Source organism: Vicingus serpentipes, from assembly GCF_007993035.1.
GTDB lineage: Bacteria > Bacteroidota > Bacteroidia > Flavobacteriales_E > Vicingaceae > Vicingus > Vicingus serpentipes.
This window is the reverse complement of record NZ_VOOS01000002.1, coordinates 342,527-358,966: the sequence shown is the minus strand read 5'-3', so window position 1 is coordinate 358,966 and position 16,440 is coordinate 342,527. Positions and strand designations below refer to the sequence as shown.

Here is a 16,440-nt window from a genome sequence, read left to right as displayed (position 1 = left end):
TAGAATTAACTAATTTTAGAGTGGAAACATTATCCAATATTTATGGAAAAATATGATTTATGTGTTATAGGTGGAGGCCCAGCAGGATATGCAGCGGCGATGAGGGCTATAGACTTTGATAAAAAAGTTATTTTAATAGAGAAAGATAAGCTTGGAGGTGGAGGTATTTATAATGGGGCATTGGCTTCTAAAACTATGTGGGAATTATCATCTAGATATAGAAAAGTCTATGATGAACTAGGTAAAGATAGAGCTGATAGGAATTTAGATATTACTTATGATGAAGTTAAGAGGACGATTGATGAAGCAATTTTTGATCGTAAATTTCAATTGACTTGTCATTTAAGGATTATTCATGCAGAAACTGGTTTGATTACTTATGAAAAAGGAACGGCTAGTTTTATTAATAACCATGAGATAAAAATTTCAAAGCAAGATGGTTCAGAGCAAGTAGTATATGCTGAAAACACTATAATTGCAGCAGGTAGTCGTCCTCGTCATCTTCCTAATATTGAAGTAGATGAAAAAATAATACTTACTAGCGATGGACTTTTGGAATTAGATGATTTCCCTAAAAGTATGGTAATTATTGGCGCTGGAGTTATTGGTTGTGAGTATGCGACAATGTATTCTAATTTTGGTCAAACTAAAGTTTATATTATTGATAGAGCTGATCGAATATTACCATTTGAAGATGATGATGTTTCTGAGCTTATTTCAAAAAATTTAGAAGAAAAAGGTGTAACTATTCATAGAAAAGCTAATCTTAAAAGAATTGAGGTTATAGATGGAATGGTTGAGTATGAAATAGATGGAGTAAATGGTTCTGAAGTTATTAGAGTTGAAAAAGCGCTATTATCTATAGGTCGTGTTCCAAATGTTGAAAGTCTGCATATTGAGAATGCAGGTGTTAAAATGAGTAAAAGAGGAGTGCATATTGGGGATGTAGATACCCAAACTAATATACCTAATATTTATGCTGTAGGAGATATTTCTGGTCGTATACCTTTAGTTAATGTTGGAGAAAGAGAAGCAAGGCATGCTGTAGTTAAAATGTTTGCCGACTTTCCAGTTAAACCAATTAATTACGAAAATGTATCTACAATAATGTTTTTAAACCCTGTTGTAGCTTCAGTTGGTGCAAATGAAAAGATATTAAGGGAAAAAAATATACCTTATAGAGTTGCAAAGGTTGATTACTCAACAATCGCAAGAGCAATAACAATGAGGCAAACAGAAGGGTTCTTTAAACTTATCGTTTCAGATGATGATGAAATGAAAATATTAGGAATGAGAGCTGCAGGTTATCATGCTTCATCTGCAATACAAAGTATAGCATTGTTGATGTATATGGATAAAGGTATTGACGAGCTAGCTCATATGATTCATCCTCATCCATCTATTGTTGAAGGTGTGCAGGAAGCAGCAAGGATGTTATTAGGTAAATCGATATATAAATCAGCTGTATTTAGAGATAAACTAAAATGCTATAGTTGTAGAGAGGGAGTTTGTAAGCCTTTAAACATCATAGATGAATCTAAACACATCAAGTTTGAAGAAGTAGCTAGGCACTTTCATGAAGGAAAAGAAGATTAGTTGTTTTTATTTAAGTTTTTAAGGATTGTAAAAGCTCTATCTATACTTTCATCATCAACTATAATTGTAAATTCATGCATCGTTGAAATAATGTCTAAAATGTTTATTCCTTCCCAAGCAATTTTCTTTAAAATGAAATAATATATTCCTGATACATCAGCATTTTCACTTGGTAGTTTTATTGTAAGGGAGGATAGACCATTTGTTTTTTGAACTAAAGTTTCATGTTTAAAAATATCGTCAAATCCATCAAAATCTGAGTCACTTAATATAATAGAGGTTTCATAAACTCCTTGAGAAAAAGCGAAGAATATATCTTTTTTACTTTTAATTGTATTTAAAAGGACTGCTTGTCTCTCGATTAGAGTTTCAGAATTATTAAAAGTATAATAAGTTATTTTTGAACGAACAGTTATATCACCTAGCTTACCGATAACTTTTTTCACTTTAATTTTTAAGTTAGGATCAAATTTAGGTGACAATCTTTTTAGAGCCATTACAATTGCTCCAATTTGAACATCTTTGTTTGTTAATTCATCTATTTCTGGTTTTATTTGACGAGAAAGTGAAGATAAATTAATAATTCCTTCAGCCAGTGCTTCTTCTAAAAATGGCGATTTTTTAATTATTTCCTCAACAATAACATGCGTAGCTTTCATAACTTATTTATTAAATATTAGTTTGAATGTGCTAAAAATAGTAAATAAAGTTAAATATTTAACAATTAGTTTAAATATTAATTTAAATAATTAGTATTCTATAGTTTGTTTTTGAGCAGCTTTCTCAATTATTTCTCTTCTTCTATCAATTCTGCGTCTTAACTTTGCTTCCTTATCTAGTAGCTTGTCATACATAAAAGATAGTGGATTAGTTAATATGTGTAAAGTATTAAATTCAAAAGGTTCTATATTACGATCTTGGTACATTTTTACACCTTTCATTTTAATTTCTTGATCTTTAAAATTTAGTTCTTCAAAAGCTTTTTTGAAATCAGCATAAGATGGCCAAGGAAATATTTCAACCTCCTGCAAGCTAATAGAGTCTCTATACAGATTGAATTTGGTCAAATATTTACCAAAAGTATTTTTTGGAATGATATATGCTAACGTTTTATATCCTATATAAGATATTATCAAAGTATCATTTTCTGTAACAATTAATTCAAAAGAGCCTTGTTGATCTGTTTTAGTTCCAAGATTAGAAGAGCTAGTTATATGAGCGCCAATTAAGGGTGTATTTTTGTTTCCGTTGACAATTGTTCCGCTAAGAATATATGTTGTATCAATTTGTGCTGAAGCAATGAAATGACAAAGAGTAAATAGAGTTATAAATAGGATGTTTTGCTTCAATGTTTTTTATTATAAAATTAGATTATAATTATACATCTAAAACCTAAAAAATGTTAAATCAATTAGCAATAAATTAGTACATCATGATTATTTTTAGTTTTTTTATAAGTATTATATTAGAATATGAATTATATAGAGTTAAGTGTTGAGATATCTCCACTAGAAATTGGTCGTGAAATTACTGTAGCTGAATTAGCTGAATTAGGTTTTGAAAGTTTTGATGACTTTGATAAAGGGGTTAAAGCTTATATTCAAGAAGATGAGTTTAGCAAGGAGGCAGTAAAAGAAATTTCAATTTTTAAAAACGAAGAATTTAAAGTAAATTATACAATTAATTTAATAGAAGATAAAAATTGGAATGAAGTTTGGGAGCTAAGTTTTGAACCAATTAATGTAAATAATCAATGTTTTATTAGAGCTCCTTTTCATGAGGTTAGAAATGATATTCAATTCAATATTGAAATAGAACCAAAAATGTCTTTTGGTACCGGTCATCATGAAACTACCCATTTAATGATAGAAGAATTATTAGAAATGGAAATGGACGGTAAAAATGTGTTAGATATGGGGTGTGGAACTGGTGTCTTAGCAATTTTAGCGGAGTTTAAAAATGCAAAAAATATCTGTGCTATTGATATTGATGAATGGGCTTATGAAAATACTATTGAAAATATTAGCAGAAACAACTGTAAGAAAATTGAAGCTTTAAAAGGTGGAGCTGAATTACTTAATAATAAAAAATTTGATATTATTATAGCGAATATAAATCGTAATATTTTATTAAATGATATGGAAACTTATTTATCTTGTTTGAAAGAAAATGGTGATTTATTATTGAGTGGTTTTTTTAGCTCAGATAAAGAAATTTTACTTGATGAAGCAAAGAAATATGACGCATATTTAAGTAATGAAAATAATAAAAATGATTGGACTCTTTTGCACTTAAAAAGGAATTAAATGAAAAAAATAGTACTCTATACTTTATTCTTATTATTAACCTTCTCTGGTTATTCTCAAGTAAAAATTAAGAACTTCACTTCTGATTCTACAATATTCTTTCAAGAGATGGAAGAGTTTTTAACTGCATCTAGAAAGGAAGATGGTAAGTTAGTAATGGATGAATTTTCATGGGATTGGTATGGAGGTAAATTTACAGAAGACCAGAAAAAAGGTGTTTATAAAGTAGCTAATTTAATGTTAGCTAAAAGAAAAAGAGCCTTCCCTGATTTTAGAAATTATTTAATATCAGTATCAAAATTTGTAAATAGTAAATATCAAACACCTCAAACTTTTGATAGTTGGCAAGCAATTTTGATTAGATTAATTAATAGTAACAGTAAAAATAATTTTAGTGATTATTTAGATGCTTGTAATACATTATTTGAAGATAATGCATTGTATAAATCTGCTGCTAATGAATGGAAGGCAAATAATAATAATTATAAGTTTGGTTATGATAGTTTACCCACAATAGAGTTTGACGCTTTAACATTAACTTGTTATTCAAAAGGAGATAGTTCTGTAATTTATAATACTAAAGGTGTTTATTATCCTACAGAAGAAAAGTGGGTAGGTCAAGGGGGTAAAATTGACTGGGAAAGAGCTGGTTATTCAGCTGATTCTGTTTATGCTGAAATTGGAGAATATATTATCGCAGTTAAATCACCTACTTATAAAATTGAGAATGTTATTTTTTACGATTTACTCCATTTTGATAAACCATTAAAAGGAAGTTTTGAAGAAAAAGTATTAGCAGGAGTTACTATTGAAAAAGCTTCTTACCCTAGATTTGATTCTTATAATAAAAGATTACAAATTAAAGATATAGCAAAGGGGGTTGATTATATTGGCGGGTATGCGTTACATGGAAGAAAAGTTATTGGAAAAGGTGATGAAGAACAGGATGCGGTTCTAATTTTTTATAAAAATGATTTACCTTTTGTTAAAATGGCATCAAAAGGCTTTAGTATTCGACCTGAAAAAATTAGTTCAGATATTGCTTCAGTAACTATTTATATGAAGTCCGATTCAATTTATCATCCAGGTTTATCTTTTAAGTTTTTTATAGCAGATAGAAAAGTTGCTTTAATTCGTGATAAACAAGGGATAAAAAATGCCCCTTATTATAATTCTTATCATCAAATTGATATGGATTTTGAGTCTCTATACTGGAATATTGATGATCCAATGATTGAGTTTACTAATTTAATTGGAGGAACAAAAATTGATGCAATATTTACATCTACGAACTATTTTAGCCAAGATGCATATATAGATATGGCTGGTTTATCTGATGTTAATCCACTTTATCAATTAAAAACAATCACATTAAAATTAGATACCAATTTTTTAACCTTGGAGCAAGTAGCAAATTTTATGAGGTTGTCAAAAGAGCAAGCAATATCATTAATGCTTAATTTATCATACCGAGGATTTGTTTTATATGATTATGATAATGAAGAATTAATTGTCCAAGATAAGTTAATTAATTGGGTTAAAAATAGTGCAGGAAAGCTAGATTATGATGTGATAGGATTTTACTCAAAGATTAAAGGTGCAAGTAATGGAACATTAAGTTTACTAAATTTTGATTTAACTTTAAGAGGAGTAAATAGTGTACACGTTAGTGATTCTCAGCAGGTAACAATTTTCCCAAAAAATAGAGAACTTATTTTAAAGAAAAATAGAGATTTTGATTTTGGAGGAGTTGTACAAGCAGGTCGTTTTGATATTATGGGAAGTGATTTTTCGTTCAAATACGATGAGTTTAAAATAGAAATGCCAAATGTAGATTCATTGAGAATTTATGCAGAAACGGGTCAAGTTGATGATTTAGGAAACCCAGTAATAAGGCCAGTAAAAACATTAATTAATAAGATACAAGGTGATTTAATTATTGATAGACCAAATAATAAATCTGGAGTAAAGCCTTCACCAAACTATCCAATTTTAAATAGCTTTAAAGATTCGTATGTCTTTTATGATAGGCCTGAAATTCAAGGTGGACAATATCAAAAAGATGATTTCTATTTCCATGTAAACCCTTTTACTATTGACAGTTTAGATAACTTTAATAATAACTCTTTAAAATTTGAAGGGACCTTTATGTCAGCAGGAATTTTTCCAGATTTTGACGAGGTTTTAAAATTGCAACCAGATCACTCATTGGGTTTTGTTCGTAAAACACCTCCAGATGGTTTCCCTATGTATGGTGATAAAGGAAAATTTACAAATGATATAAAAATGAGTCATGAAGGCTTAAAAGGAGATGGTAAATTAGAGTACGTAACATCAACAACTTATTCTAATGAGTTTATATTTCTTCCAGATTCGATGCATGCGATAGCTCAAAGCTTTAGTGTTGAAGAGAGTCCTGTAGCTGTAGAGTTTCCTCCTGTAGAAGGTGAAAATATTAAGACAGTTTGGCATCCTAAAGAGGATTATATGATACATAAACAAATATCGGCACCAATTAGAATGTATGATATGAAGTCTGTTATGCATGGTCAAACACGAATTCAACCTGATGGTTTGTTTGGTAAAGGAATTTTTGAGTTTGAAAGAGCTGAAATGGAATCAAATAAAATCAATTTTAAGTTTAAAGATTTTCAATCCGATACCGCTGATTTTAGATTGAAAGATTTTGAAGGTGGTGAAGATGGGGCTTTGTCGTTTGCAACAAATAACGTTAATGCTTACGTAACTTTTGCTGAAAGGTATGGTCAATTTAAATCTAATGGAGGTGGATCGTATATTGATTTTCCTCAAAATCAGTACATATGCTATATGGAAGAGTTTAAATGGTATATGGATAATGATGAAATAGAATTAACTGCTGGAGAACAAAAATCTACAGATGCAACTGGTGTTAAGTTAGATGGTGCTCAATTTATTTCTATACATCCAGACCAAGATTCGTTAAGTTTTTTCTCATCTAAAGCTCGATATGATTTAAAAAATAAAATAATTAATGCAGATGGGGTTAAGTTTATGAATATTGCAGATGCAATGCTTTATCCTGATAGTGGAAGGGTTGTGGTAGAAAAGAAAGCTAAGATGAGAACTTTAAATAATGCAAAAGTTGTAGCAAGTTATATTACACAAAACCATAGTATTTATAATTCAACGTTGAATGTATATGGGAAAAGAAATTATTCAGGTACGGGTTATATAGATTATATAGACGAGTTAAGTACTACCCAAACTATTTATTTAGAAAACTTAGGAGTAGATACAACTGGACAAACTTATGCTACAGGTCAAATTGCAGAAGATGCAAACTTTAAGTTAAGTCCATTCTATGAATATAAAGGGAAAGTAAATTTATTTGCAAATAATGAATTTTTAACCTTTAAAGGATTAGGGAGAATTTTACATGATTGTGATTTGTTAACTAGAAACTGGTTCACATTTGAAACAAAAATTAATCCTAATGATATTTATATTCCGATAGATAGTACAACTAAGAGTGCTGATGGGAATCCTTTATTGGCTGGAGTTATGTTAAGTTCAGATTCATTAGGTGTTTATACAATATATTTAAATAGTAAAAAGAAATATAGTCATGAAGAAGTAATTAGAGCCCAAGGTTATCTATATTATGATAAAGAAACAACAGAATATAGAATATCTAATAAAGATAAGTTACAAGAAATGTCTTTTAATGGAAATTACTTGAGTTTAAATACTAAAAATTGTAAAGCTTATGGTGAGGGTAAAATAAATTTAGGAGCAAATACTGGGCAGGTAACAATTAACTCCGCAGGGGCTGTTCAACATAATCAATTAGATAATGAAGCTATCTTTGATTTAGTTTCTATAGTAGATTTTTTCTTTAGTGAAGAAGCATTAAAGAAAATGTCGAAACGATTACAAGAAGCAAGCTCTTTAGATCCAGTTAAATTAGATAGACCAACTTTTGAAAAAGGGTTAAGAGAAGTAATTGGAAAAACAGAAGCAGATAAATTAATTGCTCAAGCAAATTTATATGGCGAGTTTAAGAAAATACCTGATGAACTGAGAAAGACATTAGTTTTTAATGATCTTAAATTTAAATGGGATGATAATGGAAGGAGATATAAGTCTTTTGGTAAACTTGGTATAAGTAATATTGATAAAGAACAAATTAATAAATATGTTGATGGTAAAGTTGAAATAATTAAAAAGAGAAGTGGTGATATTTTAAATATTTATATTGAGATTGATAAAAATAACTGGTATTTCTTTACTTATACTAGAGGAATGATGCAGGCCATATCTTCAGATGTTGATTTTAATACTGCAATACAAGAAACAAAACCAGATAAAAGAAAATCTAAAGCTGAAAAAGGTCAAGAGCCATATCAGTTTATGTATTCAACAGAAAGAAAGAAAGTTGATTTTTTAAGGAAATTTGACGATTAATTTTGGATAATATTTAGATTTTTGCATCCATATAATATATTATTACTTTTGTAGAAAACCTTAAATGGTATATAATAGAGCATATAAAATAATACTTTTAACTTTTGCCTTATTGTTTGTTTGTATAAATACAAATGCACAATATGCATCAGAGGATGAACTTAAAAAAGCTGCCGACAATTATTTTGTTGAGCAAGATTATATTAAGGCATTGCCTTTATTTTCTCAATTATTAAGTTTATACCCTAAAGACGTTAACTATAACTATAAGTATGGTACCTCATTCTTTTTTGCAAAAAGAGAAAAAGATGATGCCCTTAAATTTTTAAAGTTTGCAACATCTAAAGCAACTGTTGATCCTAAGGCTTATTTTTATTTAGGATTGGTTTACCATCATAATTACCAATTTTCTGCTGCAGAAATAAATTATAAAAAATTTAAAGAAAAGGGTAATTCTAAAGATGTTGCTGAATTAGGTGTAGATCGAAATATTGAAATGTGTAAAAATGGGTTACGTTTATTAAAAAGTATGACTGATATAGGTGTACTTTATAAAAAAGAAATAAAAGCAACAGAGTTTTTTAGAAGTTATGATTTAAAAGGTATTGGTGGTAAAATTATTGTAAAACCAGATGAGTTTAAAACTAAACTTGATATTAAGAAAAATGAAACCTCTTTAATTCACTTAGGAGACCAACCTAAAATGGTTATTTTTTCTTCTTATGGAAGTGATGGGAAAACAGGTAAAGATATTTATAGAGTAATAAAGCTGCCTAATGGAGAGTGGAGTAAGCCAGCAAGTATAGGAGAGGGCATAAATACCATTTTTGATGAAGATTATCCTTTTTTACATCCTGACGGTAAAACATTATATTTTAGTTCAAAAGGTTATAATAGTATGGGGGGGTATGATATTTTTAAATCCGAATTAAATCAAGAAACTGGTCAATGGTCATTTCCTGAAAATTTAGATTTTCCTATAAATACTCCCGATGATGATATATTGTTTATATCGGATATTGATAACGAGTTAGCCTTTTTTGCTTCTTCAAGAGCAAGTATGCAAGGTGAACTTACAGTTTATAAAGTTCAAGTAGATGCTCAACCATCTGAAAATTCTATTGTAAAAGGAATTTTTATTGCAGAATCTAATCCAAATTTAAAAGCAGCAACTATTTCTATTGTTGATGTGGAAAAAGAACGTACTTATGGAGTTTATAAAACTGACGATAAAAGTGGTGATTATTTATTAGTATTCCCTAGTAACGGAGGTAAATATAAAATCTTGGTTGAAACTACTGATAATGCACCTATTCATTCTGCAGTCATTGAATTACCTGTTTTAGAAGGTTTTCGAGCATTAAAACAAGAGCTTAGATTGGTAGGAGAAGGTGATGATGAAAAGTTAGTAGTTAAAAATTTATTTGATGAATCTGATGAATTTGATATTACAGACCCATTAATTGTTGAAAATTTACTGAAGATTAAAGCAAAAATGGATGTAAATATTACCGAAGAAGAATTATTAGCTAAAGCAAACAATAAAAATATTGCTTCAGCTAGTGATTATGCCGATTTATCTAACGAAGAATTGAAGTCAACATCAGTAAAACAGGCAGACAAAATTATCGAAAAAGCTAAAACTTCTAGAAATCAAGCTAATTACAGTTATCAATTAGCAAATCAAAAAAGTATTAAAGCAAAAGAGTTATTTGCTCAATCAAGAAATTTAGAAAAAGAGGCTGAAAATGAATCAGATGAAGGAATAAAACAACAAAAATTAAATGAAGCTAAAAAAGCCAAAAACAAAGCAGCAGGTTTTGTTAACGAGACATTAGCAGCGCTTAATTTAGCAAAAGCTCTTGAAAGTGAGGCAGTAGAAAGAGAGAGTGATGTAGAAAATGTTAAAGCATTAAAAGCTGAAATTAGTTCTTCAATAGATGCTGGAAATAGAATTGGAGCAGAAGAAAAATATGCAAAACTGGAAGAAATTACTGAAGCAGCATATCAAAACCAATCAGTTATAAATACTGAAAAAGAACTTGTAGAAAATAAATTTACCGAAAAAGAAATCGCATATAATAAAGCAAGAAATGAGGTAATAGAACTTACAAACAGAGAAATTGAATTAAACGGAAGTATAGAAAGTATAGAAAGTAAAATTGTATCAACAACAAAGAAAAATGATAAAGCTGATTTGGAAAGTCAGTTAAGTGCATTAAAAATTGATTTGGAAGATGTTAAATATGATTTAGGTGTTGCTAAAACAAATGAATCAAAACTTAAAACTGAATATACTACTATAAAAAACAATACAGCTGCAGCTGAAAAGGTTTTAGAAACAGTTTCTGCTTCCAATCCAAAAAATAACGTTGGTACAGTTGATAAATTAGCTTTATCAAATGATGTGGCCTTTTTTGAAAAAGAAGGATTAGTTGGTTTGTATCCAGAAGAAGAGATTGATACAACAGTAAATACAAATGAGGAAGAAATAGTAAATAACGAAACTGATTACAATTTAGTTGAGCATAAAGATGAGTATTCAATAGTAAATGAAGAAGGTGTTATAAAAGATTATAACACTGAATTTAGTTCTGCGTTAGTTGATGCTGAAAATGAAACTAATGAACGTCAAAAAAGTTTGCTGTTAGCAAAAGTAAATCAAGATTGGGTTAATGCTATTGATGAAGAGATTACTATAAGTAAAAAACAAGCTGAAATATCACCCGATTTAAACGAAAAAGTAAAGCTTAAGAGTAAAATTGAAAAACTAAATAATTTAAAAGAGGAGAAGCAAAAACAAGCGGAGGTTCAACTTTTAATTGCTGAAACGCTTAACAATTCTTCGGATGAAAATGAAGTAGCTGAAGTAAATTCTGATTCTGAAGTTAATGTAATTGATGATGAAGGTAATGTAACTGATTATGAGAAAGATTTTACAGAAGAGTTAGCTTCTATAGATAATGAAGATTTTAGTGCTGAAAACAAAGCAAAAAAGGTAGCCGTTTACAAAAATTGGTCGAATGCTATAGAGCAACAAGTTTTACTTGAAAAAGTTGCATTAGAAAATGCTAATGAAGATGAAAAATTAGAGATAGAACAGAAAATAGCTGAATTGGAAGCTAAACTTCAAGCTAATGAAGATTCTATAGCTCAATTAGAAATCGAAAGTTCTATAGCAACAGTAGATGAAGAAAATTTAACTAATACTTCAACAATAGCAAACCCAGCTAAATATTCAAAAGAAGTTGTAGCTGAAAATGGAGAAGTATTAGATTATTCATCAACTTATGAAAATGAATTAAATTCTACAGATAATAAAGAATTAGTAACTCAAAATTGGATTAAAGCAATTGATGAAGAAATTAACTATAGAAAAGATCAAATAGCTGCTACAACTGATGATGATGAAAAAGCCGTTTTTGCTTTAAGAATTAATGAGTTAAATGCTTTGAAAAATGAAAAGCAAGAAGCTTTAGTTGATTATCAGTTAGCTGCAAATAATACTTCCAATACACAAGATGAAACAAATACGCTTTTAACTAATCCAACGAAACCAGTTATTACTCCAGTAACAAATCTAACTGTTTATAGTTCTTCTCCAAAAGATGAAAAACTAAATGTAAATTATAATGCTGAGTACAATTATAATTCAACTCAGTCGAATAGAGAGTTAGCGACTGTTGATAAATTAAAAGATGAAGCTATTAACTTATATGCTCAAGCAGATGAAAAAACAATTTCATTAGTTTCAATTAAAGATATTGCTGAAAGGGAAGCTGTTATTACTGAAATAAATCAAATCAAAGAGGAAGCTCAAGCTAAAGAAGTTAAGGTAGCTAATGTTTATGCTAGAACCAATAAAGCTGAATTTTATAATAACCAAGAGGTATTATCTAAAGTTAGAGCAAATAGCATTAAAAATTCAGATAATGCTACTATTGCAGAAATGTTAGTGGACGAATCGAATACTTATTTTGAACAAGCAATTAATGAAAGAGCTAAAGCAGAAAATGCTTCTAGTTTTACTTCAAAAGAATCATCTTTACAAAAAGCATATAATCTAGAATTACAAGCTTTGGCAAAACAAACTAATGCAATAATTGCTTATTCTGAAAATAAAAATATTGATAATGTTTACGCAGAAGTAAATGAAAATCCTTCGTCTAAACCTATTGAGAATAATACTATTGGTTCAACTAATAATTCTAACAATAATAATTCGAATATAAATATTGTAGATAATTCAGAAAATGTTTCTTCTACTTCAAGTTCTGCAAGTAAGATTAGTACAACACCAATTTATCAGCCTTTAGCGATTAGTTTGCCTTCTCATCAAGAAAGAATAAAAGGAGATGTTTTAAATAAGGAAGCAGATGAATTAGAAGCGAATGCCAAGGTATTAAATGATAGTGCAACAATAGTAACGAATAAAAAAGAGCAAGAAGATTTAGTAAGTCAAGCAAATGATTTAACTGATGAAGCAAATAAAAAACGTACTGAAGCAGATGTTTTTTATGCAAAAGCTACTGAAATGGAAACAACAGAAGTTGAGTTGGTTGATGAATTAAATGAAAATAGAAATAGTTTAAGTATTGAGAAAATTACTAAGGAAGATGAAGCGATTATTGCTAGTATTTCTAGTGATGAGTTAGCAACAATAACAAATTCTCCTGACTTTAAAAAATACTCAGAAGCGAAGCAATCATCAAGAAGATTAATAAAAGCTGCTGAAGTAGATTATATACAAGCAGATAAGTTTCAGCAAGAAGCTGAAGACGAAAAAACTTTAGGTATTAGTTTAAATGCATTGGCTGCAGGAGCTCAAGGGGATGCTAAAATTAAACTAGAAGGACAGTTGAAAAAGTTAGAAGCAATGATTGCTGAAAACGAAGCGAAGGCTAATGAAGCTAGAAAATCTGCTACTGAAAAAGAACAAATAGCTCTTCGTAAAACTAAAGAAGCGGAAGTTATTTTAGTTAGTAATAATCAAAATGCGAATAAGCTAGTAGCAATAGAAAAAGCTAAAGCTTATGATGCTAATTTATTAGCAAATGTTGGATCTAACGTAAGAACAAGTAACGAAGTTGAATCAGAAGAATTAGTGACTAATGAGAGTGAAGAAGTAGTTGAAAATAATATAACTGAAACAGTTGGTAATAGTGAAGTAGTTAATGAAGTTGAATCAGAAGAATTAGCAACTAATGAGAGTGAAGAGGTTCTAGCAAATAATACTACTGAATCAGTTGTTAATAATGAAGTAGTTAACGAAATTGAATCTGAAGAATTAGCAACTAATGAGAGTGAAGAAGTAGTTGAAAATAATATAACTGAAACAGTTGGTAATAATGAAGTAGTTAACGAAGTTGAATCAGAAGAAATAGCGACTAATGAGAGTGAAGAAGTAGTTGAAAATAATACAACTGAAACAGTTGGTAATAATGAAGTATTTAACGAAGTTGAATCAGAAGAAATAGCGACTAATGAGAGTGAAGAAGTAGTTGAAAATAATACAACTAAATCTGTTGGTAATAATGAAGTAGTTAATGAAATTGAATCAGAAGAAGCAGTTGTAAATAGTCAAGGAAATAGTTCTGTTAGCAATAACGCTACTAAACAAACTAATGTAAATATTAATGAAATACCTAAAATATTAACTTCTCCGATATTTGTGTTTAATGGTAATAATAAATCTGAATACAGTAATAGTAACCCAATACCAGGAGTTGAAATATTACCTGAAGGATTAGTGTTTAAAGTTCAAATTGGAGCATTTAGAAACCCGATTCCACAAGATCAATTTAAAGGATTTGCACCAATTATGGTTGAAGATGCAGGTAATGGAATTAAGCGATATACAGCTGGTTTCTTTAAAACAATTAATATGGCTGTTGAAGCTAAAAATTCAATTAAATCAATTGGGTATGAAGATGCTTTTGTTGTTGCTTTCTATAATGGTAAAAGAATTTCAATAAATGAAGCTAAAGCTAAATTAGGGGAAACAGTAAGTGAAGAGAATACTGTTGCATCAACAAATAATACTCCTCAAAATAATGTAAATAATAACAATACAAACAATAACCAAACTAATAATAATACACTTCCATTAACAACAACTAAAGCTCCAGAAGTAGCTACTAATTATGAAGAAGTTAAAGATGGTGTTTCTACTGATGTGCATAAAATTGAGGGGACTTTCTTTACAATTCAAGTTGGAGTTTACTCTAAACCAGTTACTGCTGACCAATTAAGCAATGTAACACCTCTTAATAGTGAAAAAACGGCTAACGGATTAATACGTTATACTTCTGGAGTATATAAAAACTTAGATGACGCTAATGTAGCTAAAGATAGAATTAGAGGTTTAGGTATAACCGATGCTTTTGTAATTGCTTATGCAAATGGAAATAGAGTTAAAGTTAGTGAAGCATTAGAATACTTAAAAACACCTGAGAACAATTCATCAACTTCAAATGAAGAAATTGAAAATAACGCTACAAGTTCTGTTGGGAACAATACGATTACAAATTCATCTGAAAATTTACCTGAAGTTAATAATTCAACAACTAATATTGAAGATGAAAATTCGTCAACTTCAGCTGAAGCAAATAATGTGACAAATAGTCCTAATGAAGAATCTACTTCTAATAACACAACTGTTCCAGTTGTTAAAGAGCCAATAGACCAAGTAAAAGTAGGTAAGGAATTAAATATTGAGTTTAAAGTTTTATTGGGAGAGTATGAAGATGATATTCCTGTAGATGAAGCTGCAGTTTATTTAAAGCTATCTGGTAAAGGAATGGAAATTAAAGAAGTTGATGGTAAATCTAGATACACAATTGGTGCTTATCCGGATTATCCTTCTGCATTAGATATGCAATTAGAGATGAAAGAAGAAGGCATTAGAAAACCACAAGTTATTGCCTTTAAAGATGGTATGAAAATTGAGGTTGAAGAAGCTTTAGAATTAGTTAAAAATAACAATTAATGAATACAGAAGTTTTAGAGAAAAAAGAAACGAAATCGGTAAAAACCGAAAAGAAACACCTTGTATTGTTTAATGATAACGACAATACATTTGATCATGTAATTAATTTATTGGTAAAAGTTTGTAAGCATGATGCTATACAAGCTGAACAATGTGCTTTTTTGGTACACCACAAAGGAAAGTGTACGGTTAAAAGTGGAGTAATAGAAGAGTTAAGTATTATCGCTGAAATATTGGCAGATAATGGTTTAACAGTTGAAATAAATTAAGACCAAAAAACACAAAATGAGATTTTTAAAACCTGCTGTTTTAACAGCTATAGTTATTGGTTTGGTTGCTTGTTCTAAAGTGCCAATTTCTGGTAGAAGACAAATGAACTTATTGCCAGAAAGTCAATTGATGAGCATGAGTTTAACTCAATATGGAGCTTTTTTACAAGAAAATCCTCCAATGTCTGATACAAACGAAGATACTAAACGTGTAAAACGAGTTGGTGAACGAATTGCTGCAGCTGTTGAAAAATATATGAATGATGAGGGAATGGGTAATAAGATTAAAAATTACAAATGGGAGTTTAACTTGGTAAACGACAATGCAATAAACGCATGGTGTATGCCTGGGGGTAAAGTTGTTGTTTATACGGGGATTATGCCTGTAGCTCAAACTGATGAAGGTTTGGCAGTAGTTATGGGGCATGAAATAGCTCATGCTATTGCACGACATGGAAATGAGCGAATGAGCCAAGGGTTAGTTGCTGCTGCTGGTGCAGCAGGTTTAGCTGTTGCGTTAAAAGAAAAACCAGCAGAAACACAAGCTTTATTTTTAGGAGCTTATGGTGCAGCATCCAGTACAAGTATTTTGGCTTTTGGTAGAAACCACGAAAGTGAAGCTGATAAATTAGGAATGGTATTTATGGCAATGGCAGGTTATCAACCTAAAGAAGCGATCCCTTTTTGGGAAAGAATGAAAGCTGCTTCAGGTGGAGGTAGTGGAGTACCCGAATTTTTGAGTACACACCCAAATCATGATACACGTATTGCTAGAATTACTGAATGGTTACCTGTAGCGGAATCGTATTATGCTAAAGCAGGAAACTAAAAAACT

The 16,440-nt window shown here is 29.7% G+C and carries 8 protein-coding genes; 6 read left to right on the top strand and 2 right to left on the bottom strand.

The window, feature by feature from the left end; translation table 11 throughout:
• Positions 1–42 precede the first annotated feature (42 nt).
• Positions 43–1,596 carry a dihydrolipoyl dehydrogenase family protein gene (locus tag FRY74_RS05540; protein WP_147099425.1) on the top strand — a complete coding sequence of 518 codons (1,554 nt, stop codon included), beginning with the start codon at positions 43–45 and terminating at the stop codon, positions 1,594–1,596.
• Here the strand turns inward: FRY74_RS05540 and FRY74_RS05535 are convergent.
• Together FRY74_RS05535 and FRY74_RS05530 are read right to left on the bottom strand one after the other, a co-directional pair.
• The gene (locus tag FRY74_RS05535) at positions 1,593–2,255 is read right to left on the bottom strand and encodes an aspartate kinase (RefSeq protein WP_147099423.1); all 663 of its coding nucleotides are present in this window, start codon (positions 2,253–2,255) and stop codon (positions 1,593–1,595) included. The two genes, FRY74_RS05540 and FRY74_RS05535, sit on opposite strands and share 4 nt — an antisense overlap.
• Positions 2,256–2,345: 90 nt before the next feature.
• A complete protein-coding gene (locus FRY74_RS05530; protein WP_147099421.1) occupies positions 2,346–2,945 on the bottom strand; it encodes a carboxypeptidase-like regulatory domain-containing protein in 600 nt (199 codons plus the stop codon).
• Positions 2,946–3,068: 123 nt separating this feature from the next.
• Here FRY74_RS05530 and prmA point away from each other — a divergent pair, with 123 nt between their 5' ends.
• The 5 genes from prmA to FRY74_RS05505 all read left to right on the top strand — a co-directional run bounded on the left by prmA (position 3,069) and on the right by FRY74_RS05505 (position 16,434).
• A complete protein-coding gene (prmA, locus tag FRY74_RS05525) occupies positions 3,069–3,902 on the top strand; it encodes a 50S ribosomal protein L11 methyltransferase (RefSeq protein WP_147099419.1) in 834 nt (277 codons plus the stop codon).
• A complete protein-coding gene (locus tag FRY74_RS05520; RefSeq protein WP_147099418.1) occupies positions 3,903–8,348 on the top strand; it encodes a hypothetical protein in 4,446 nt (1,481 codons plus the stop codon).
• 64 nt (positions 8,349–8,412) lie between these two features.
• On the top strand, positions 8,413–15,336 hold the full coding sequence (locus FRY74_RS05515) for a PD40 domain-containing protein (protein ID WP_147099416.1): 6,924 nt from the start codon (positions 8,413–8,415) through the stop codon (positions 15,334–15,336).
• Positions 15,336–15,605 (top strand): ATP-dependent Clp protease adaptor ClpS, encoded by a 270-nt coding sequence (locus FRY74_RS05510; RefSeq protein WP_147099414.1) that lies wholly within the window; start codon positions 15,336–15,338, stop codon positions 15,603–15,605. Before FRY74_RS05515 ends, FRY74_RS05510 begins: the two co-directional genes overlap by 1 nt.
• Before the next feature lie 16 nt (positions 15,606–15,621).
• Positions 15,622–16,434, top strand: coding sequence for a M48 family metallopeptidase (locus tag FRY74_RS05505; RefSeq protein ID WP_147099412.1), 813 nt, complete (start codon positions 15,622–15,624; stop codon positions 16,432–16,434).
• Positions 16,435–16,440 lie beyond the last annotated feature (6 nt).

Excerpts from the sequence above, each read along its gene's own strand:
- FRY74_RS05540 (WP_147099425.1), top strand. The coding sequence starts at position 43 with ATGGAAAAATATGATTTATGTGTTATAGGTGGAGGCCCAGCAGGATAT.
- FRY74_RS05535 (WP_147099423.1), bottom strand. The coding sequence starts at position 2,255 with ATGAAAGCTACGCATGTTATTGTTGAGGAAATAATTAAAAAATCGCCA.
- prmA (WP_147099419.1), top strand. The coding sequence starts at position 3,069 with ATGAATTATATAGAGTTAAGTGTTGAGATATCTCCACTAGAAATTGGT.
- FRY74_RS05520 (WP_147099418.1), top strand. The coding sequence starts at position 3,903 with ATGAAAAAAATAGTACTCTATACTTTATTCTTATTATTAACCTTCTCT.
- FRY74_RS05515 (WP_147099416.1), top strand. The coding sequence starts at position 8,413 with ATGGTATATAATAGAGCATATAAAATAATACTTTTAACTTTTGCCTTA.
- FRY74_RS05510 (WP_147099414.1), top strand. The coding sequence starts at position 15,336 with ATGAATACAGAAGTTTTAGAGAAAAAAGAAACGAAATCGGTAAAAACC.
- FRY74_RS05505 (WP_147099412.1), top strand. The coding sequence starts at position 15,622 with ATGAGATTTTTAAAACCTGCTGTTTTAACAGCTATAGTTATTGGTTTG.